General features: G+C 64.0%; 17 protein-coding genes and 1 pseudogene. 2 read left to right on the forward strand and 16 right to left on the reverse strand.

What is annotated here, in order from left to right; all coding sequences use genetic code 11:
* Positions 1-182: 182 nt before the first annotated feature.
* A complete protein-coding gene (locus tag AC57B8_RS01550) occupies positions 183-1,085 on the forward strand; it encodes a LysR family transcriptional regulator (RefSeq protein ID WP_496478427.1) in 903 nt (300 codons plus the stop codon).
* Between the two features lie 310 nt (positions 1,086-1,395).
* On the opposite strand, the pseudogene AC57B8_RS01555 reads toward AC57B8_RS01550, so the two are convergent.
* The 11 genes and pseudogenes from AC57B8_RS01555 to AC57B8_RS01605 form a co-directional block, all read right to left on the reverse strand.
* Positions 1,396-1,605 (reverse strand): annotated as a pseudogene (locus AC57B8_RS01555) (ATP-binding protein); the annotation flags it as partial.
* A 191-nt stretch (positions 1,606-1,796) separates the two neighbouring features.
* The gene (locus AC57B8_RS01560) at positions 1,797-3,233 is read right to left on the reverse strand and encodes an aldehyde dehydrogenase (NADP(+)) (protein ID WP_496478428.1); all 1,437 of its coding nucleotides are present in this window, start codon (positions 3,231-3,233) and stop codon (positions 1,797-1,799) included.
* Between the two features lie 7 nt (positions 3,234-3,240).
* Positions 3,241-4,170, reverse strand: coding sequence for a dihydrodipicolinate synthase family protein (locus AC57B8_RS01565; protein ID WP_496478429.1), 930 nt, complete (start codon positions 4,168-4,170; stop codon positions 3,241-3,243).
* Between the two features lie 31 nt (positions 4,171-4,201).
* On the reverse strand, positions 4,202-5,779 hold the full coding sequence (locus AC57B8_RS01570) for a UxaA family hydrolase (protein ID WP_496478430.1): 1,578 nt from the start codon (positions 5,777-5,779) through the stop codon (positions 4,202-4,204).
* 2 nt (positions 5,780-5,781) lie between these two features.
* Positions 5,782-6,963, reverse strand: coding sequence for a sugar ABC transporter permease (locus tag AC57B8_RS01575; protein WP_496478431.1), 1,182 nt, complete (start codon positions 6,961-6,963; stop codon positions 5,782-5,784).
* Positions 6,964-6,977: 14 nt separating this feature from the next.
* Positions 6,978-8,525 carry a sugar ABC transporter ATP-binding protein gene (locus AC57B8_RS01580; protein ID WP_496478432.1) on the reverse strand — a complete coding sequence of 516 codons (1,548 nt, stop codon included), beginning with the start codon at positions 8,523-8,525 and terminating at the stop codon, positions 6,978-6,980.
* A gap of 8 nt (positions 8,526-8,533) precedes the next feature.
* A complete protein-coding gene (locus AC57B8_RS01585) occupies positions 8,534-9,586 on the reverse strand; it encodes a substrate-binding domain-containing protein (protein ID WP_496478433.1) in 1,053 nt (350 codons plus the stop codon).
* Between the two features lie 111 nt (positions 9,587-9,697).
* Complete coding sequence (locus tag AC57B8_RS01590; protein WP_496478434.1) at positions 9,698-10,027, reverse strand: L-rhamnose mutarotase; 330 nt, start codon at positions 10,025-10,027, stop codon at positions 9,698-9,700.
* A gap of 36 nt (positions 10,028-10,063) precedes the next feature.
* A complete protein-coding gene (locus tag AC57B8_RS01595; protein WP_496478435.1) occupies positions 10,064-10,966 on the reverse strand; it encodes a phytanoyl-CoA dioxygenase family protein in 903 nt (300 codons plus the stop codon).
* 20 nt (positions 10,967-10,986) lie between these two features.
* Positions 10,987-11,859, reverse strand: coding sequence for an amidohydrolase family protein (locus AC57B8_RS01600; protein WP_496478436.1), 873 nt, complete (start codon positions 11,857-11,859; stop codon positions 10,987-10,989).
* Positions 11,849-12,934, reverse strand: coding sequence for an aldo/keto reductase (locus AC57B8_RS01605; protein WP_496478437.1), 1,086 nt, complete (start codon positions 12,932-12,934; stop codon positions 11,849-11,851). The genes AC57B8_RS01600 and AC57B8_RS01605 overlap by 11 nt, the downstream gene beginning before the upstream one ends.
* A 318-nt stretch (positions 12,935-13,252) precedes the next feature.
* Here AC57B8_RS01605 and AC57B8_RS01610 point away from each other — a divergent pair, with 318 nt between their 5' ends.
* Positions 13,253-14,284, forward strand: coding sequence for a GntR family transcriptional regulator (locus AC57B8_RS01610; protein ID WP_496478438.1), 1,032 nt, complete (start codon positions 13,253-13,255; stop codon positions 14,282-14,284).
* 160 nt (positions 14,285-14,444) lie between these two features.
* Here the strand turns inward: AC57B8_RS01610 and AC57B8_RS01615 are convergent, their stop codons facing one another.
* From AC57B8_RS01615 to AC57B8_RS01635, 5 genes are read right to left on the reverse strand one after another with little or no spacing between them, the layout of a single operon-like run.
* Positions 14,445-15,653 carry a fumarylacetoacetate hydrolase family protein gene (locus AC57B8_RS01615; RefSeq protein WP_496478439.1) on the reverse strand — a complete coding sequence of 403 codons (1,209 nt, stop codon included), beginning with the start codon at positions 15,651-15,653 and terminating at the stop codon, positions 14,445-14,447.
* A 60-nt stretch (positions 15,654-15,713) separates the two neighbouring features.
* Positions 15,714-16,790 carry a LacI family DNA-binding transcriptional regulator gene (locus AC57B8_RS01620; protein ID WP_496478440.1) on the reverse strand — a complete coding sequence of 359 codons (1,077 nt, stop codon included), beginning with the start codon at positions 16,788-16,790 and terminating at the stop codon, positions 15,714-15,716.
* Between the two features lie 7 nt (positions 16,791-16,797).
* A complete protein-coding gene (locus AC57B8_RS01625; RefSeq protein ID WP_496478441.1) occupies positions 16,798-17,880 on the reverse strand; it encodes a DUF4432 family protein in 1,083 nt (360 codons plus the stop codon).
* Positions 17,877-18,908 (reverse strand): aldo/keto reductase, encoded by a 1,032-nt coding sequence (locus tag AC57B8_RS01630; protein ID WP_496478442.1) that lies wholly within the window; start codon positions 18,906-18,908, stop codon positions 17,877-17,879. Before AC57B8_RS01630 ends, AC57B8_RS01625 begins: the two co-directional genes overlap by 4 nt.
* A gap of 8 nt (positions 18,909-18,916) precedes the next feature.
* On the reverse strand, positions 18,917-19,969 hold the full coding sequence (locus AC57B8_RS01635; RefSeq protein ID WP_496478443.1) for an ABC transporter ATP-binding protein: 1,053 nt from the start codon (positions 19,967-19,969) through the stop codon (positions 18,917-18,919).
* Positions 19,970-19,974 lie beyond the last annotated feature (5 nt).

Raw genomic sequence — 19,974 nt, forward strand, 5'->3', positions numbered from 1 at the left:
AAACATCTGATTGGCTCCGTTGTTAATTTGCAGGGGGCGGCTGCGGAGCATCCCCCGATCGACTCAGTTCAACAATCCACTTATTTTCATATATACATTCCAAAATGGAATCAATCTAGCCAGAATCTGCCGTCGGCGTATCTCGGGGAAAAAATGGCTTGATGCCGGCACCACTTATGCGAATGAATATCACCTTGCGGCAACTACGCGTCTTCTGTGCGGTGTACGAGAAACGCAGCTTCACCGCCGCAGCCGAGGAAATGCATATGACGCAATCTGCGGCTAGCAAGCTTTGCGCGGAGCTGGAAGCAGAAATTGGACTACCGCTGTTCGAGCGCACCACACGCCGCGTGGTGCCACGGGACGGTGCCGCAGAACTATACGAATATGCTCAAGATGTTCTCAACACCATGCGTTTGGCTGGTCGACGGCTTTCAGCACTGAGAAGTCTTGAAAGCGGAGCAGTAAGCATTGCCTCATCGCCGATGACGATGTACGGGATAATTTCCAATGTCATTGAGCGCTTCAGGCAATCACATCCGCGCATCTCCTTTGACTTGCACGAGCTATCGACCGACGAAACCGTCGAATATGTGCGAACTGGGCGCTGCGACTTCGGGGTAGTTTCCACTTCGGAGGAAGACCCCCAGCTCAGTGCACGGGTTGTCTACTCACACCCGCTGTTGCTCGCTTGTAGCCCGAAACATCCCCTTGGCCAGCGCGAGGCGGTTGGCTGGAGCGAGGTTGCGGAGCAGGAGCACATCTCGCTTCGAAGTGTCTACAGCACTAGGACGACGGTCGACAGAATCCTCGCGGCAAAGGGTTTGGAATTGAAGTCTTCCATCCAAACAGGGACGCTGGCCACAGCGCTCAAACTATCGGCGGCCGACCTCGGGGTCACGCTGATTCCCCATTACGCAGCCGCTGCAGCAATTGAGCGCGGTCTGCGAGTCATCAAGATTGAAGATAAGACCAACTATTCGCACGACCTTTCTCTAGTCACGCGACGTGGCTTGAAGCCGTCGATAGCCGCGGCCGCCTTTATGAAGGCTCTGGAGGAGGAGCTAGTCCGGCTCGCGGCGTGACATGAGACTCGAAACCGCCGCCCGCCATTGCCGTGGTGCTGAGCACCGCGGATAACTTAATGGAATTCAGCCCGTATGGCCTCGGTGTGCGGGCCGATTGTTGGAACCATTCCCAATCGCGCGGCTCATCTCTCACAAACGCAGGAGGTGCGACGATATGCGCTTTCCCATGAGACGTTCCCACCGAGATGTGTCGAAGTTGAGGGTGAGCAAATATTGCTGAAGTCAATGCGTCGCAAGCCCCCGGATGGCCACTTCAACTTCCTCCACCTTTGGCCGGGTAAATTCCTCCAGGGCAGGACGTGAGGGATTATGAGTTTTCGGGGGTGCGCAATGCACTACGGGCGGCGGCCTCCTTGAGGCGATAGCTCTTGCCCTCGAACTCGAGCATGGATGCGCGATGCATGAGGCGATCCAGGATGGTGGTTCCCACGGTCGCGTCGCCGAGGTATTTGCTCCAGTCCTGCACGACGCGGTTTGAAGTGACGATGAGGCTGCGACGCAGCTTGTAGCGCTGGTGACGCCCGTTTCGAGGATCGCCCGCCAACTGTTGCCCATGTCGAAGATGCGGCGCACCTGCGGCCCGCGCGCGTACTGCCGTTTGAAACGCAGGAAGTGGACGGCGCTGAACACCAGAAGGACAGCTTCGAGAACACAAGTGACCCAGTTCTCAGTGTGAATCAACATGCCGTTGCCCCTTTCTTAAACCGGTCAGTCAGATCGGGCCAGACCCAAAGCGTCCGCGAGGACCCAAGCGGGCGGCTCCTGCAATGCGACCGGCCGCAGAAACCGCTCAATGGAAACGCCCCCCACTGAGCTTGTTTGGGGTGCCGTGGACGCGGGCCAGGGTCCCCCGTGGTGCTGCGCCGGTGAAATGGCGACCCCGGTGGGTACGCCCTCGAAAAGGACGCGGCCCGCAATCGCCTGCGCAGTCGCCAAAATGCGGCGATCATCGTCGCTGCCGGTACCGAGGCCCCACAGTGTCACCGTCAGGCTGCCGCCCACCGCACGAAGCGCATCCAGCAGCCCGTCCGTAGATGCAAAACGCACCACCAATGCAGCAGGGCCGAACACTTCCTCACGCAGCGCAGGGTCCGCAATGAATGCCGCGACGCTTGTCTGCATCACGACAGGCGAGGGCACTTCTCCGTCACGAGCCGCCGAATACAGCAAGGGCGTCAACTCGGGATGCGCGAGCCAATGCGCCACGCCATGTTCGAAGGCCTCGCGCATGGCCTGCGTCAGCATGCGATGCTGCGGTTGAGAGCGCAGGGAATCGCCGAGCTTTGCCGCAAATGCGTCGAACTCGGCCTCGGACGGAGCCAGTACCAAGCCCGGGCTTGTGCAAAATTGCCCGCTCCCACTTGCGATGGATGCGGCCAGTACCTGTGCCAAGGGAAGGGCGGCCTTCCGAAGCGCCGGCGCCAACGCGACGATCGGGTTGATCGACCCGAGTTCTCCGAAGAAAGGGATTGGGCGCGGCCGGGCATTGCATGCCCGCCACAACGCTTGTCCGCCGCGGAACGATCCAGTGAACGCGACGGCGGAGATCGCCGGATGCTGCGCCAGGCGCAGTCCGACCTCATGGCCTGCGCCTTCCACCAGGGTGAGCAGTCCCTCCGGCCAGCCCATATCCCGTATAACCCGCACTGCCTGCGCGAGCACCGCGCGGGAGAGCCCCGGGTGCCCCGGATGCGCCTTGACGACGACCGGACAGCCGGCAGCCAAGGCGGCGGCCGTATCGCCGCCCAGCACCGAGAACGCGAAGGGGAAGTTGCTGGCCGCGAACATCGCGACCGGGCCCAACGGCACGCCGATGCGCACCAGGTGCGGGTGGCCCTGCGGTGGAGCGCCCGGCTCCGCCGGGTCGTCGATTCGCGCGTGCGCCCGCCCGTCCTCGGCTTGCTGGGCGAAAAAGCGCAGCTGAAAGGTCGTGCGATCGAGTTCACCCTCAAGGCGGGCGGTGCTCAGGCCGGTTTCCTGTGCTGCCATCCGGACCAGTTCGTTGCGCTCCGCCTCCAGGGCGGCGGCCAGTGCGCGCAGCAGTGTCGCGCGCTCGGCGCCCGTGCTACCAGCGAATTCCGGTGCGGCTCGCGCGGTCGCCTCGGCGGTGGCATCGACCATTTCAAGGAGAGAGGTTTGGTTCATAGAGGTTTCACCTGCCCCAGCGCAGGACAACCGGATCGAGCCGACGCGCAATCTCCAGCAGGCCTTCGCGGGCCTCGGAATGCATCACCGGCCACGGATGGCGCGGTGCGTCGCAGGCGATCACCCCGCCTTCCTTCATCAGTGCCTTGGCGGCCAGGAAGCCGCATTGGCGGTTCTCCTGATTGATCAGCGGCAGCCAGCGTTGATAGAGGTCGAACGCCTTGTCCCGGTCTCCCATGCGATGCGCTTCGATGATGGGCCGAATACCGTCGGGGAAGCCGCCACCGGTCATGGCGCCGGTCGCGCCGGCATCGAGGTCGGCCAGCAGCGTGATGCCCTCTTCTCCGTCCCACGGGCCTTCGACGGCATCGCCACCCAGCGAGATCAGCGCTCGAAGTTTGGCCGCCGCACCGGGGGTCTCGATCTTGAAATAGGAGAGTTGCTCGATCTCGCGCGCCATGCGTGCCAGAAAGGGTGCGGCTAGCACGACGCCGCTGGCAGGCGCGTCCTGCACCATGATGGGAATGCTCAATCCGTCCGACAGGCGTGCGAAGAAGTCGTAGACCTCTTTTTCCGGCACCCGGAAGGTAGCGCCGTGATACGGCGGCATCACCATGACCATGGCCGCACCCATCGCCTGGGCGCGCCGGCTTCGTTCCAGGCACGCCTTCGTGGAGAAGTGCGTCGTAGTCACGATCACCGGCACCCTGCCGCGCACATGCTCCAGCGCCGTGCGGGTGAGGATCTCACGCTCGTCGTCGGTCACGAGGAATTGCTCAGAGTAGTTCGCCAGCAGGCAGATTCCGTCGACGCCTGCATCGATGAGGAAATCCAGGCACCGTCTCTGGCTATCGAGATCGAGATCGCCCGCTTCGGTAAAGGGGGTGGGAGCAACGGGAAAGATGCCTCGGAAGCGAGGTGACTTGGCGATGTTCATGCGCGAATCAAAAAAATTGGACCGAGATGTGTCAGGTGATGACGCTCAGCTGCCAGGGAACGAACTCCTGCTGGCCGTACCCGTGCCGCTCGCTCCGTGAAGGCTCGCCAGAGGCGGTGGTCAGCATGAGCTGGAACAGTTCGGCGCCGAGCTCCGGGATCGAGCGGCCGCCCCCGAAGACTTCGCCGCAGTTGAAATCCATGTCGTCGCCTTGACGCAACCACAAAGCGGTGTTGGTTGCCAGCTTCAGCGATGGCGATGGTGCGCAGCCGTAGGCCGAGCCTCGACCCGTCGTGAAGCAGATCAGATTGGCGCCGCCCGCGACCTGGCCGGTTGCCGAAACAGGGTCGTACCCCGGTGTGTCCATGAACACCAACCCGCGCGTCCGTACCGGCTGTGCATATTCGTAGACCTCCATGAGGTTCGTGGAGCCTGCCTTGGCGATCCCGCCCAAGGACTTCTCGAGCACGGTCGTGAGTCCGCCGGCCTTGTTGCCCGCCGAAGGATTGTTGTCCATCGACGCGCCGTTGCGCGCGCAATAGTTTTCCCACCACCGGATGCGGTCGACCAGCTTGCGGCCCACGGCCTCCGACGCTGCGCGTCGGGTCAGGAGATGCTCGGCGCCGTAGATCTCGGGCGTCTCCGAGAGGATCGCCGTGCCGCCGTGGCGCACCAAGAGATCTACTGCCGCGCCGAGTACCGGGTTGGCCGAAATTCCCGAATGACCATCGGAGCCTCCGCATTGCAGGCCCACGACCAGATGGCTCGCGTCCACGGGCTCTCGCCGCACGTCATTGGCGGCGGGCAGCATCTCGCGCACCAGTTCGATGCCGCGTGCCACGGCACGCGTGGTGCCGCCGGTGTCCTGGATGGTGAAGGTTTGCAGGCGTGCACTCGGCGTGAGGCCCTGGGTCTTCACAAGCGACGAGATCTGATTGGTCTCGCAGCCCAGTCCGATCACGAGGATTCCCGCGAAGTTCGCGTGCGTTGCATAGCCGCCTAGGGTCCGCTGGAGAACTTCCAGACCCTCGCCCTGCGAATCGATCGCGCACCCTGCGCCGTGCGTGAGTGCGACCACGCCGTCCACGTTGGGGAAGGCCGCGAGCATGTCGGGAAAGATGTCCCGACGAAAGCGGTCCGCGATGGCGCGCGCCACGGTGGCGGAGCAGTTCACCGACGTGAGGATGCCGATGTAGTTGCGAGTGGCAACGCGGCCGTCCTCGCGCACGATGCCCTGGAAGGTGGCGCGCTCGTCCACGTACTGCGTGACGCGGGCCTCCGTGCCGATGGCGTAGTCGCGCGTGAACTCGCCCATGCTCAAGTTCTGCACGTGAACGTGCTGGCCGGCGCGGATTGGCTGGCTGGCGAAGCCGATAACCTGGCCATAGCGTCGAACCGCGCTGCCGGGCTCGATGTTCCGCGTGGCCATCTTGTGCCCCGGCGGAATCAGGCCGGCGACAGTCACGCCTTCGCTGTCGATGTGCGTGCCGGAAACGAGCTGCGCGAGCGCGATGACCACATCGTCATCGGGATGGAGGCGAATTGTCGGCGGCGCGGCCGGCGTGTGCGCGTCCGCGGATTGCGCGCTTGCTGGAGATGAATGCGACATGTCTATCTACGCCCTTGCCGGCGGGTCATGTATGAATCGAAGGCCAACGCGAAGAGCAGGACCAGGCCCTTAATCACCAGCTGAAGGAACGACGAGATGTTCAGGATGCTCATGCCGTTGTCTATGGTGGTGAGCAGCACGGCCCCGACGATAGCGCCGGGGACGGTGCCGATTCCTCCCTTCAGCGCGGTGCCACCGATGACGGCGCCGGCGATGGCATCCAACTCCAGGTACATTCCGGCCGTCGGCGTGCTGGCGCCGACGCGCGCGGTCAGCAGCGCGCCCGCCACACCATAGAGCGCCCCCATGAGCATGAAGCCCAGATACAGCTGCCGCGCCAGCGGAATGCCGGCGAGAACGGAAGCCTCCTGGTTGGAGCCGATCAGGTAGGCGTTGCGCCCGAAGACCGTGCACGTCATCAGCACCCACAGGACCATGCCGATGGCCCCGACCCAGACCAGCGCCGTCGGAATGCCGCGGAAGCCGACGCATACCCATATCAGGAGACCCACGGCGGCGGTGAGCCCCACCAACCGACCGATCAATCCCGCGCTTCGAGTCTCGCCCATCAGCATCGCATCCTGGCGATGGCCGCGCACCATGAAGAAGACGCCGATCGCGTAACAGGCAAGCAGCAAGACGACGGAGGGGCCGATCGGAATGAAGGCTTCGCTTAGCGCCGAGAACTCCTGGGGCACCGGGGCCAGTGTTGCGGCATCGGTCGCGTAAAAGCCGATACCTCGGTACGCCAGCAGCCCGGCGAGCGTGACGATGAAGGACGGCACGCCCACCGTGACAACCCACAGCCCTTGCCACAGTCCGATGAGGGTACCGGCCGCCACGGTGATGAGCACCGTGGAAACGATGTCCATGCCATACGTGATTTGAAGCGTCGCGGCCACCACGCCGCACAGGTAGACGGAACTGCCGATAGAGAGATCGATCTGCCCCATGATCATCAGGATCGACACCCCCGCCGCGACGAGCGCGACGATGGATGCCTGGCGCAGCAGCAACGACAGGTTGCGAGGGGTCAGGAACAAGTCACCAGAGGCGACATTGAAAACCAGTGCCAGTGCGAGAAACACGACCACCATGGTCAATGTCCTCGCGCTGATGACCTGGCCAAGCCCGCGTCGAGTTGCGGGCGAAGGGGGGGTGCCGGCGGTGGCGCTGATCGTCATGGTCTGTTTCTCCATCAGTGGGATTGCCCCGTCGCGGCCGCCATCAGTGCCTGCCGCGTGGGCTCTTGTTCGAATGCTCGGGTGATGCGGCCCTTGTACATGACCAGGGTTCGGTCACTCTCGTCGATGATTTCCGTCATGTCGCTGGAGATCATCAGGACACCGGTGCCGCCGTCAGCCAGTTCGCGCAGTAGGGCGTAGATCTCGGCGCGGGCGCCGATGTCCACGCCGTAGGTAGGTTCGTCCACGATGAGAATGCGCGGGCGAATGGCCAGCCAGCGCGCCAACAGGACCTTCTGCTGGTTGCCTCCGCTGAACCATTCAATCCGGTATTCCAGCTTCATCGGACGTAGTTCCATCTTGCGAACCAACGCCAGGTTCCGTCGCACTTCCTCGCGACTGCGGATGAACGGACCCCGGCAGACTTCGCGTAGGCTGGCCGCGCTGACGTTGTGCAGCACGGAGTGCCCTTCGATGATGCCGGTCTGCTTGCGATCCTCGGTGAGCATGCCGACACCGCGTGCAATGGCTTCGCGCGGCGTGCGAGGTCGGCCAGGGCGTCCTTCGATCTGTACCTCCCCGGTCACACTGCCGGGCCAGGCGCCGAACAGCGCCTTGGCGAGTTCCGTACGACCTGCGCCGACAAGGCCGAACAGCCCCAGGATCTCGCCACGCTGCAGTTCGAAGGACACGTCGTCGACCCGTCGGCGGCGTGCCCCGAAGGCTTCGTGAACCGTCAGTCCCGAGACCGAAAGAACCGACTCGGCGCGTTGCGGCCGAGCGCGTCGCGCTCGAGGTTCCGGATCGCGCCCGATCATCGCGCGCACCATCTCTGCAATGGGACCTTGTGCACTGGGGAACTGTGCAACCACCCTTCCATTGCGCATCACCACGACACGATCTGCCACTTCGGCGATTTCGTCGAGGCGATGGGTGATGTAGATGCAACCCACTTTTTGCGCCTTGATCTGCTTGATACGCTCGAACAGATGCACCGCTTCGCCCTGCGTGAGCGACGCCGTCGGCTCGTCCAAAATCAACACGCGTGCAGCCGCCTTTGACAGCGCAGCCGCGATAGTCACGAGCCGTTGCGCTGAAGGGCTCAGTTCGCCCACCGGTGCGTCGGGATGCGCGTTCACGCCAAAGAACGCAAGCCTCTCGGTTGCGAGCGCGTGCAGTTGCGCCTTGTCGACGAATCCGCGATTCGACGGCAGCCGGCCCATGAACATGTTCTCGGCGATGCTCAGATTGGAGGCGACGTGGAGTTCCTGCGCCACCAGGACGATACCGGCGGCTTCCGCGTCGCGCACGTTGCAGAACCGCTGGGCCTGGCCGTCCAGCAGCATCTCGCCATCGAAGGTGTCGCCGCCGTAGACGCCGGAGATGATCTTCATGAGGGTCGACTTGCCGGCACCGTTCTCGCCGATCACGGCGACGACTTCGCCCGCATCGACGCGCAGGCTCACGTCGCTGACCGCGGCGACGCCCGAGAACGACTTCGACACCCCGCGAAGCTCCAGCGAGGGAGTGCCAGAGGCGCTACGCACTTGCAAGTCCTGCATGCCCAGTCTCACTGGCACGTGGTCTTGCCGGCGCCGTAGACCTGCTCGGTCGTCACCCAGCCCTTTGGTGCGTCCTTGGTGATGAAGGCGCAGAGATTGTCCCGCGTCACCGCGGTGACCCTGACCAGTTGGGTGGGCACCGGCCCGGAGCCCAGGTCGACGACGGTGCTGCTGGCCGGCTTTTGCTTGCGCGCGAGCGCCACTGCCGCACGGACGGCGGAGCGACCTTGCTCCTCCAGGTCAGTCCACACCGACATGGTCTGAACGCCCTGCGCAATCAGTTGGAGACTCGCGGGGTCGGCGTCCAGTCCGGAAAGGTAGACCTTGCCCGCAAGATTGCGCGCCTTGAGCGCTTGAGCCACACCCAGGGCCATGCCGTCATTGGCCGTCACGAAGGCATCCACCTTGTCGTTCTGCGCACTCAAAACATTCTCTGCGTTGGAGAGCGCGAGCTTGGGGTCCCAGCCGCGGACGAACTGGTTGAAGACCACCTTCACATCCTTGTTTTTCACCAGCAGGGTGTCGTACTGTTTCGAGATGGCCTGCGCCACGTCATTGCCGGCGTCGCCCTTGATCAGGGCCACCGTACCGTGCGGCGCGTGCTGGAGAGCCCCCTTGGCCTGCAACTGACCGACCAGGTCGTTATTGCGCATGACGAAGTAGTCGAGCCGGGCCGTCGACACGCCCATGTCATAGCCGACCACGGGAACCCCAGACTCCTGGGCAGACTTGACGATGCGCCCCCCTGCCTGCTGGTCCACCGGCACGATGATCAGTGCATCCGGCTGCTGGCTCAGCAGGTTCTCCACTTGTGAAGATTGCAGCGCCGGGTTGTCGTTAGCCCATTGGACGATGAGGCGCGCGCCTTGCGCCTTGGCTTCTCTTTCCATCGCCGCGAGGTCGAAGGCCCAGCGACGCTGCATCTGCGTCTTCATCGCGACGGCGATCACCGGCGCCTTGTCGCTGGCGACGGACGGTGTGGCGAACATCGCGCTAACGGCAGCCGCGGCGAATGCCACGGCACAGCTCAATGAAGTACGGAACGAAAGACGGCGTTGCATGATTTGTCTCCTGAAGTTTCTCGATCGTGGAAAGCGGGCCCGCCCGCCGATCCCGCAACGTGTGTGCTGATCGGGCGAAGCAAGTACCGGGGATGACCTCAGCGCAGAGGCTCAAGGTTTGAAGAACACACTCTCCATTCGGGCCCACCACTCGCCTGGCTGACGCGTCTCGAAGGGAATCTGCATCGGATCGCAGAGCTTCCACCAGTCCTTCATACGTGACTCCTGTGCAAGACGCGCCTGGTCACCAGCGAAGTCGCTGCCGTGGTATTCCCAATACGCAAACAGAAGGTTCTCCGGCTGCTTGAGAAAGATCGAATAGTTGCTGATGTTGGCGGTCGAGATGATCTCGACGATCTCCGACCAAGTTTCGCGATGCAGGCGTTTGTACTCGGGAATGTCTTCTTCCCTGAGGCGGAGCACGAAGCCCATGCGTTCCATGATGTGATGCCTTGTGATCGTGGTTTGCGTTGTTCGTCAACCGTGGTTGACGACTTCGGCGTGCGCGGCCTTCCACAACCGGGCGTCCTTGGGAATCGCCAGCGGGTCGTCGACCTTGGGCTCGGCACCTTCGATGTCCAGCAGAAAGCGCTCCGCAGAGCCGGCTCTGTCATACAACGCCCGCGTCAGGTGTTCCCGCTCATTGAGTTGCTGGGGGATGTCGCGCCGGCCAATGGCCAGATGAAGCACACGACGCTTCTCGCCGCTCTTGTTGGCGGTGCCTCCGTGCCAGATGTGTCCGTTGATCACGGCGATCGACCCGGCCCGTCCTGTCACGTGGATCTCCTTTGGGTGGGTTGCCACAGGATCTGCGGGGACCATGGCCGCCTGTTCGGGCGTCACCGCGATGTGCTCGAACTCGGCCATGTTGATGTCCGGCACGTTGATGGGAACCCACTTGTGCGACTGCGGCACAAGCCGCGTCGGGCCGTTTTCTTCGGTCATGTCGTCGAGCATGACCATCGTGTTGATCATTCGCCAGTCGTTGTTGTGTGCGCGCGGAACATCGCTGTGGAGCGGCTGCTGCCCTTGCCCTTTGGCTGGATTGCGTGCGTTGAGCGAGTAGACCCGGACCTCGCCAAGCAGGTGATGGGCAACGGCCAGCGTCGGCGCGCAGCGCAGACACCGATCGAAGGCCGGTGATTTGTTGAAGAGATTCGACAGTCGCAGCGCGCCGGGCTCTATGTGGACTTCATGGCCGCCATATTCGCCCTCGATGGCTTGCAGGCGCTCGATCTCGGAGATCATTTCGGCGACGTCTTCCTTGGAAAACACGTCGGGAATGATCAGGTAGCCTTGTTCGTCGAAGGCACGGATCTGCTCCTGCGTGAGGATAGACGTCGAGATGCCGAGTTGCGCGAGCGCTTTTGCAGTGTGCATGATGGTTCCTTGGGGTAAGGTCAAAGTTGCTTCGCCTGGCCGGCGAGGCGCGATTGCAGTTCGTCCGAATCGATGCGGTAGAAGGCGAGCGCGTTGTTTCCGAAGATTCGCTGCAGAGCCGCTTCGCCAAGAGGGGCCAGCAACGTCTCGCACAACCTCAGCCAGCGCCCGTACTCGATCGCACTAGTCGAGACGGGCCAGTCGGAGCCCCACATCAGACGCTCGGACCCGAAGATCTGCACAAGGTGCTCGATGTAGGGACGCAGACGCTCCTCTGTCCACCCCGCGCCTGCCTCGGTGGCCAGGCCCGAGAGCTTGCACAGGGCATTGGTGTAGCTGGCGATAGCGCGCATGTCGGCGGCCCAGGTTTGGAATTCGCTGCGCGCGATCTCGGGCTTGAGGCCATGGTCCAGGACGATGCGGAGGTCGGGGTGGCGCTGTGCGCGCGCAAGAAAGCGACGCACATGGCGCGGATAGCCCAGCGCATCGAAACTCAGCCCGAGCTCTTGTGTTGCCGCGAACGCCCAATCAATGTCCTTGCGCAAGACCCAGTCGTCGTCGGCGATGTCCTGCACCATAGGGCGAACCGCGACCAAGCGCGGATGGCGCGCCAGGCATTCGAGTTGCGCTTTCTGGCCGGGCTGCTCGAAGTCGATCCAACCCACCACGCCGGCCACCGACGGTGTGGCGTCGGCGATGCCGAGCAGGTAGTGGGTTTCGTCCACCGTGGGCGCCGCCTGCACGAGGATGCTCGCGTCGATGCGCGCTGCGGCCAGCAATGGTGCCATGTGCTGCGGACTGAAGACACGCTGCAGACAACTCGGCGCATTCGGCATCCAGGGATAGTCGCCCCGTTCCGGACACCAGTAGTGCTGGTGCGCGTCAATCCGCATGCCGAGACTCCTCGGTGGTCGCTGCTTGGGGCGCCACGATGGGCGCGTCCTCGCGCAACAGGCCCTCGCGCTTCAGATCACTCCACAGCGCTTCGGAAATCGGTGCGGTGACCGATGCGACATTCCCGCGCACTTCGTCCGGCGTGATCGCACCGGGGATCACACTGACCACGGCGGGATGCATCAGCGGGAACTGCAGTGCTGCATCGCGCAGCGCAGTGCCGTGCGCACGGCATACACGTTCAATCTCGCGCACGCGCTGCAGGATGCCCGCCGGCGCCGGCGCATAGTTGAAGAAGGCGCCGTCCTTGGGGCCGGTCGCGAGTACACCCGAGTTGAAGGGCCCGCCGATGATTACGCCCATGCCACGACTCTGGCAAAGCGGCAGGAAGGAGTCGAGCGACTCCTGCTCCAGCAGTGTGTAGCGTCCCGCCAGCAGGAAGAGATCCACGTCGGCGTGGCGCGCCACAGTTTCGCAGACCTGCCATTCGTTGACGCCGATGCCGATCGCATCCACGGCGCCCTGTCGACGCAGTTCGTCGAGCGCCCGCATGCCGCCGTCGAGGAATTCGCGCGTGCGCTGCGCGCTGGCTTCGGCGCTGCCGTGCGTGAAGATGTCGATATCGTGGCACAGCGAGATGTCCACGCGGTCGAGGCCCAGCCGTTCGAAGGAGGTCTCGAAGCAGCGCATCACGCCGTCGTAGGAGTAGTCGTAAACCACCTCACGTGAGGGCACGTCGAAGAACTTTCCGATGCCGTCGCGCGCGTCGGGCGAGGTCCTACGAAGGATGCGACCGACCTTGGTGGACAGCAGAAAGCTTTCGCGGGGCTGTTCGCGCAGGAACGAGCCGACCCGGATTTCCGCCAGACCGTAACCGTAAAGAGGCGCCGTGTCGTAGTAGCGCAGACCGCTGCCCCAGGCTTCGGCGAGCGATTCGCGAGCCTGTGCATTGGAGATCGGCCTGTAGAGGTTGCCCAGTGGCGCGCTGCCGAAGCCGAGCGCGCTGAAGTCAAGCACCCGGCCCGCGCGACTGGTAAAGCGGCGGCCGCCCAGGGCCTTCGGTGAATGGTTCAACACTGGTTTCTTCTTTCGAATACTGTTCCCGGAGGAGATGGGTTCATGACGCGAGAAACTCATCTACGTACATTGCATTCCAAGTACATATGTACATTGTATTCTGCATACATTTTGAGTCGTGATTGGTGGTTTCCCTGAGACCCTTCGACGTACCACGGTTCGCAACCGAATGCAGAATCTGGGCAACACAACCGGCAAGAAGGCACCTGTGCGCCCCGCCCTCGTGCAGAACGTCAGCGGACATCCGGTTTTCGGAGAAAGGGGTGAGGCCTCAAGCGGTTTCGCTTCGAGGGGCATCAACGACCTGTGACTAAGATGAACTTGAACATCAGCGGCGCCACGCGCCTGGAAGAATTGACGACCGCCTCCCTGGTTGAGGATGGTCACGCACCGATCCAGCAGCGCGTCTACTCGCGGATCCGGGAGATGATCGAAGACGGTCGAATCCGCCCTGGCGAACGCCTTCTTGAAGTGCATGTGGCCAAGGCGTTCGCGGTCAGCCGATCGCCGGCGCGGCGCGCGCTGCAAGAGCTTTGCGAGGCAAAGATCGTGCGCGCGGCACCAGGCCGCGGCTACGTCGTCGTGGGACGGCGTAGCGAGCGCGGCCCTGCCGAGTTCGCCAATATCGTTCCCACTACAGTGGAACCGATGGCGCGCTGGCGGCAGGTCTATGCCGAGATGGAACACCAGATCTGTATCGGTGTTGTAGCTCACTCGCTGCGGATCACCGAGGAACGCGTTGCCGAACACTTCAGCGTCAGCCGCACCGTTGCACGCGATGCGCTCGCAAGGCTCCAGGGCGTGGGCCTGGTCTCCAAGGATCGGCAGGGCCGGTGGCTGGCCGAACGCCTTACTTCGGAGCGGCTGCGCTCGCTCTATGAACTGCGCTGGCTGCTGGAGCCGCAGGCGCTGGTGCAATCGGCTCCAACCGTGGACGAGGCCAAGGTGCGCGCCTGGCGCGAGAAGCTGCTCTCTGCGTTGCACGATATTCCCAAGCTCGGTAGCACCACGCACATCGATCTTGAGAACGACCTGCATGTGCTCATGCTGGCGGGCTGCCAGAACAAGGAACTCTTGCGGGTGCTCGAACGCACGCACTCGCTGTTGGTCTCCAATCCCCATCGATTGAGCTTCAGGGTGGGCTCCCCCCGCGAGCACATGAGAAGCAGCCTCAGCCAGCATCTGGAGGTGCTCGACCTGGTACTGACGCGCAAGCTCGACGCTGCGGGAAAGGCTCTGCATCGTCACCTCGTGGAGTCGTGCGAGTTCTGGCTGGAGAACTGGGGCCGAGTGGAGGCCGAGCCGGTGTCGCCTCTGCCGTCCTATCTTGCGCCGGTCGATTCGTAGCGTAGTGCGACGCAGGGGCCGGCCGTGCGAGCAGGATCGGCAGACGTCCCCAGCAGGCTGAAGTACGAAGCCAACGCGCCAAACTCACCGAAGGGGGACCTTCGAGTGAGGTATTTCAGCAGCCTGCTGGGCCGCCAGAAGTGCTGGTGGGCGTCCACCCTCATGGAGCGGCTCTACGCGTGGACGGCAACAGGCCCCGCTGCGCCAGGTTGCCCATGAGTGCGGCGATGCCGAACTCCCAGCGCTCCGCGCGGTCCGCGTGGACGACCCGGTTGACCAAGGCCCCGAGTTGCGCAGCCGATATGCGCACCACGTCGCCGACCGCATGCGTGAAGCCTTGGCCGGGCCCGAACCTGTCCTGGGTGGGCGCGAACATGGTGCCCAGGAACAGCATGAAGCCATCCGGGTAGGCATGCTGCGGGTTCAGCACCTGCGCCACGATGTCCAGCGGGTCACGGCTGATGCGGCTGAGTGAACTGCGGCCATGCAGTACGAAGCCGTCCTCGCCCTCGACGGACAGCGCCACTTCACAGCGCCGCACGTCGTCGATGCCGAAGTGGCCGTCGAACAGGCGGATGAACGGCCCGATGCCGCACGACGCGTTGTTGTCCTTGGCCTTGGACAGCAACAAGGCGCTGCGCCCTTCGACATCGCGCAGGTTCACGTCGTTGCCCAGCGTGGCACCAACAACGGTCCCACGGCTGTTCACGGCCAGCACGACCTCGGGCTCGGGGTTGTTCCACTGCGATGCCGGATGGATGCCGACCTGCGCGCCCGCCCCTACGGCCGACAACACGGGCGCCTTGGTGAACACTTCCGCATCGGGGCCGATGCCGACCTCCAGATACTGCGACCAGGCACCGCGTGCAATCAGCAACTGCTTGACCTGCAACGCCTGCTCCGAGCCTGGCACTATGCCCGCCAGGTCGCCGCCCAGCACCTCGCCCAGTTCGCGGCGAATCGCGCCAGCCTTGGAGGCATCGCCGCGGGCCTGCTCCTCGATGACACGCTCCAACAGGCTGTCGATGAAGGTCACGCCACTGGCCTTGACGACCTGCAGATCGCACGGCGCAAGCAACCAGGGGCGTCCTTTGTCGCGGCGGGTCTCGTCGGCATTGGCCAGCACTTCTTGCAGCGTGGCCACCACGGGCGCACTGTCCCGTGCCTGCCGTACGGCAGCGGCCAAGTCCTCGTGCTCCAGCAGCTGGCTGGTGGTGGGGGCCAGACCCGACAGGTCGACCAAGTGGAGGCCGTGCACAGCAACGGGCATGGGGCCTATTTCCGGTACCCATAGGCGCCCCACGAGCAGGGCTCGGGCGGCATCGGCGGGCAGGACCGCATCCAGGGCGGCTATCGTGGAAAGTGTCATGGTTGTTTATCGGTGGAAGGAGGAGAGGAGCCGCGTGGCCCGTACGTCGTTGCTTGCACCCTAGTTAGTCGTGCTCTTGACCCTGCGCCGCGCAGTGGCGTCGCCGCCCGGTGGCGCGCAAGAGGCGCGTACGACCAGCTCCGGCTTCAGCACCACGGTTTGCGGGGCACTAGCGTCGCCATCGATGCGTGCCAGCAGCCGCTGCAACGCCGCCGAAGCCATGGCGGCAATCGGTTGGCGCACCGTCGTCATCGCCGGTGAGAAGGCCGTTGCCCAGGGGAAATCGTCGATGCTGGCAACCGACAGGTCCGAGGGCACGACGAGGCCGAGCTCGGCCACCGCCTTCATCAGCCCGATCAGCATGTGGTTGTTGGCAACGAACACGGCTGTGGGACGAGGCTCAGCCGCCAGCAATTCCCGGGACGCCTCGTATCCATGCTCCACCTGGAAGTCGCCTTGCCGCACCATCTCCGGCGGGACTTCCAGGCCGTGCTGTCGCATGGTTTCCAGAAATCCTTGCAATCGATCTGAGCCTGGCGACTGGTCAGTGGGACCGGCCACCGTGGCGACAAGCCGGTGTCCGCACGACACGATGTGCTCCGCGGCCAACTGGGCGGCGCGGCGGTTGTCGAGCATGACACCGTCCACGCCCATTCCTGGCGGCGCGTTGTCAACGAACACCAGCTTCATCTTGCCGGCCTGGGCGACTACATCCCGGCAGGCCTCGGCACTGCCGGTGGCGCACAGGATGGTGCCTGCAGCCTGATGGGAGCGCATCAGCCGTACCAGCGCAGCTTGCCGTTCCGGACTCTGCTCGCTGATCGCTAGCAGCACGGTATATCCCGCCTGTATCGCATCGCGCTGCACCAAGTTCACGAACTCGGTGAAGAACGGGTTCGTGATATCGGGCACGATGAGACCGATCAACGAAGTCTTACCGCGCTTGAGACCGCTCGCCACCGAATTGGGTTCATACCCCAGTTCGGCAACCGCCTGCAGCACGCGCGCCTTCAGATCCGGGCTGACGTAGGCCGTACTGGCCAGCGTCGCCGACACCGTGGCGATGCTGACTTTCGCCACCGCCGCCACATCCTTCATAGTTGCCATCCGATTGATCCTCCTGATTTCGTTCAGCATGCCTGCTTCACGAGCGTCCCATGTCACGCTCGATCCGCCGCTCTTTCTCCACTGCCTCTGCTGGCGTTAGCGCGCCAAACCGCATGTCCACGCGCCAGGCATCACCACCCGCCAGGGCGACGTAGCGCCCGGCGGATTTCTCGGCGTGGTAGCCCTCGACACCCGATGTCGCCGGGAACGACAGCCCCAGTGCATCCTGGTCCGCAGTCCGGCACAACCACCGCACCGTCTTCGGTGCCTGGTCGGGGCGATGCGAGGCGTAGTCCGCAGCACCGTCGGGGTGGACCTGCAGCGCATGCGCCCAGCCGTCGGCATCGGAGACCATGTCGACGGCAAAGACCACCTCCGGGTCGTAGGCCACGCCCGCTTGTAGGCGGTGGTGCGCCTGCGGGTCCACCGCCAGGGCCTGCAGCAGTTCCGCATACCCGTGGGCTGGTGCGATGTGATCCGGGATGGAACGACGTACCCGCACCGCCTGCGGCGTATAGGGGGCACTGTAGACCAGGCGTGCGCCATCCACGGGGCGGAAGTTGGCGTGGCCGAGGTACATCAGATCCATCGGCGTGCGCTTGAGATTGCGTACTTCAAGCCCGACCTCCAGCATGGCGGAGTCGCGCTGGATGCCGACGTGCGCCATGGCCCGGTAGTCGGTCGAGAACGCGACGGTGTGCCGGTAGCTGCCACGCACCCAGAGCATCTGGCTGGCTGCATCGAACTCCAGACTGGCCTCATCAAAGTCCGCATTCGGCAACTCGCCATGCAGCGGGTGGTTGTCCCGCGGCCCAGGCGCACCCAAGCCGGTGAGGCCGCAGTGCAGGAAGAACGCGCCATAGGTGCGAAGATAGTCCGTGCTGCGCGAAGGCTGCTCGAACATGGAACGCATCGCCAGTTCGCGACCATTGAACGCAGCCCGCCAGATCTGCTGACCGCGGAACGGCAGCACCACGATCTCTCCGCGTGCGTTGCGGATGCGCAAAGCTTCGACGCCGGAGTCGAAACGGAAGGTGGAGCAGGCCAGGCCCGGCGCTTCCAGCAGCGGATGCTCGCGCTCTCCAAACATGGCCGGGCGCAGGATGATGCGGGTCGTCATGGCGCTGACGGTACGGGTGCATCGGCACGAACCAGCCCCTCGGCCTTGAGTTCCTGCCAGAAGGCGGCTGGGATTGCGGCAGCGGGCAGCGCGGAGGCGGAGCTTGCCTCCTGCGGGTGCTTGGCTCCCGCGATCAGCGTGACGACTGCGGGATGAGCCAATGGAAACTGCAGAGCCGCTTCAATCAGACGCACGCTGTGGCGCTCGCACACCTTCTCAATGCGGCGGACGCGCTCAAGAATGGCGGGTGGTGCAGGGGCGTAGTTGTAGAACGCCCCCGGGGCGGCGCCGGACGCCAGAATGCCGGAGTTGAAGGCCCCCCCTAGCACGATGCCGATGCCACGCCGCTCGCACAGTGGCAGCAACGTGTCCAGTGCCTCCTGTTCCAGCAGCGTGTAGCGGCCTGCCAGCAGGAACAGGTCGAAATCGCCGCGCTCCGCCAGGATCTGGCAGGCCTGCCATTCGTTGACGCCGGCACCAAAGGCCTTGATCACGCCCTGTTCGCGCAAGGCAAGGCAGGCCCGATAACCGCCCTGCAGGAATTCGTCAATGTAGTGGTCGCGTCGCTCCACGCTCCCATGGCTGAACACATCCAGGTCGTGGGCATAGAGGATGTCGATGCGGTCCAGGCCCATGCGCTCCAGCGAGAACTCCACTGACCGCATGACGCCGTCGTAGCTGTAGTCGAACTGTTCCTGGCGCGAGGGTACCTCGAAGAACTTGCCGATGCCTAGGCGCTCGTCCGGCGCGCACAGGCGCAGCAGGCGCCCCACCTTGGTCGACAGCACGAAAGGCTGCTCGCGCCGCTCGAACAGGAAGCGGCCCAATCGCCGCTCCGCCGTGCCCAGCCCATACTGTGGCGCGGTGTCGAAGTAACGCATGCCGGCGTCCCATGCCGCTTGCAGGGTCGCGCGTGCCTCCTCATCGCTGATCGCCGAGTAGAGGTTTCCCAGCGGTGCCGTGCCCATACCGAGGCGCGAGAAATGCAGGCCGCCGTTGCCGAGCCTGTCCCAATGTCTGTAGTCCATGGTTTCCTTCAATTGCGGATGCGCGCACCGCTTGCGGTATCGAACACGCAGGCCTTGCTGGCGTCCACCGCGATGCTCATGGCCCCGTGCATCTCGCGCTCGAAGTACTTGTCGGCCTTGACCACCGCATGCGTCTCGCCGATCTGGCAGGTAACGATGGTTTCCTTGCCGGTCATCTCGGTGGAGTAGATGCGGCCGTCCAGGGAACCCTTGCCGGGGTCTCCGATGTAGGCATCTTCGGGGCGAAATCCGAGCGTGACTTTGCTGCGCGGCTGGAAACCCGGCAGGGGGACGCGTCCGGCCGCGCAGATGAACGACGCATCGGCAATCTCACCCTCCACGAAGTTCATGGGCGGCGAACCGAGAAAGCCCGCGACGAACAGATTGGCCGGGTTTTCGTAGATCTCGCGAGGCGGGCCGACCTGCTGCACCACACCGGCGTTCATCACGGCCACGCGGTGCGCCAGGGTCATTGCCTCGATCTGGTCGTGCGTCACGTACACCGTGGTGACGCCCAGGTCCCGCTGCAGGTGCTTGAGTTCCGCGCGCATGTGGTCGCGCAGCTTGGCGTCCAGGTTCGACAACGGCTCGTCCATCAGAAACAGCTTGGGCCGCCGAACCATCGCCCGCGCCAAAGCCACGCGCTGGCGCTGCCCGCCGGAGAGTTCTCGCGGGTAGCGGTTGAGGTAGGGTTCCAGGTGCACCTTGGCAGCGGCTTGACGCACCTGCTGGTCAATGCCCTCCTTGGGCACCTTGCGGAGCTTCAGCGGATAACCGACGTTGTCAGCCACGGACATGTGCGGATACAGCGCATAGCTCTGGAACACCATCGCGATGTCGCGGTACTTTGGCAGTACGGAGGTGACGTCACGGTCGCCGATGGCGATGGTGCCGCCGGACACGGACTCCAGGCCCGCGATCATGCGCAGCGCGGTGGTCTTGCCGCAACCTGACGGGCCGAGCAGCACGAGGAATTCGCCTTCGGCGATGTCGAGGCTCAAGCCCTTGACGATCTCTACGTTACCGAAGGACTTTTTGACATTGGACAGTGTGACGCTCATGGTGG

It is taken from the genome of Variovorax sp. BGA-UO-ETr-C22 (genome assembly GCF_059567965.1).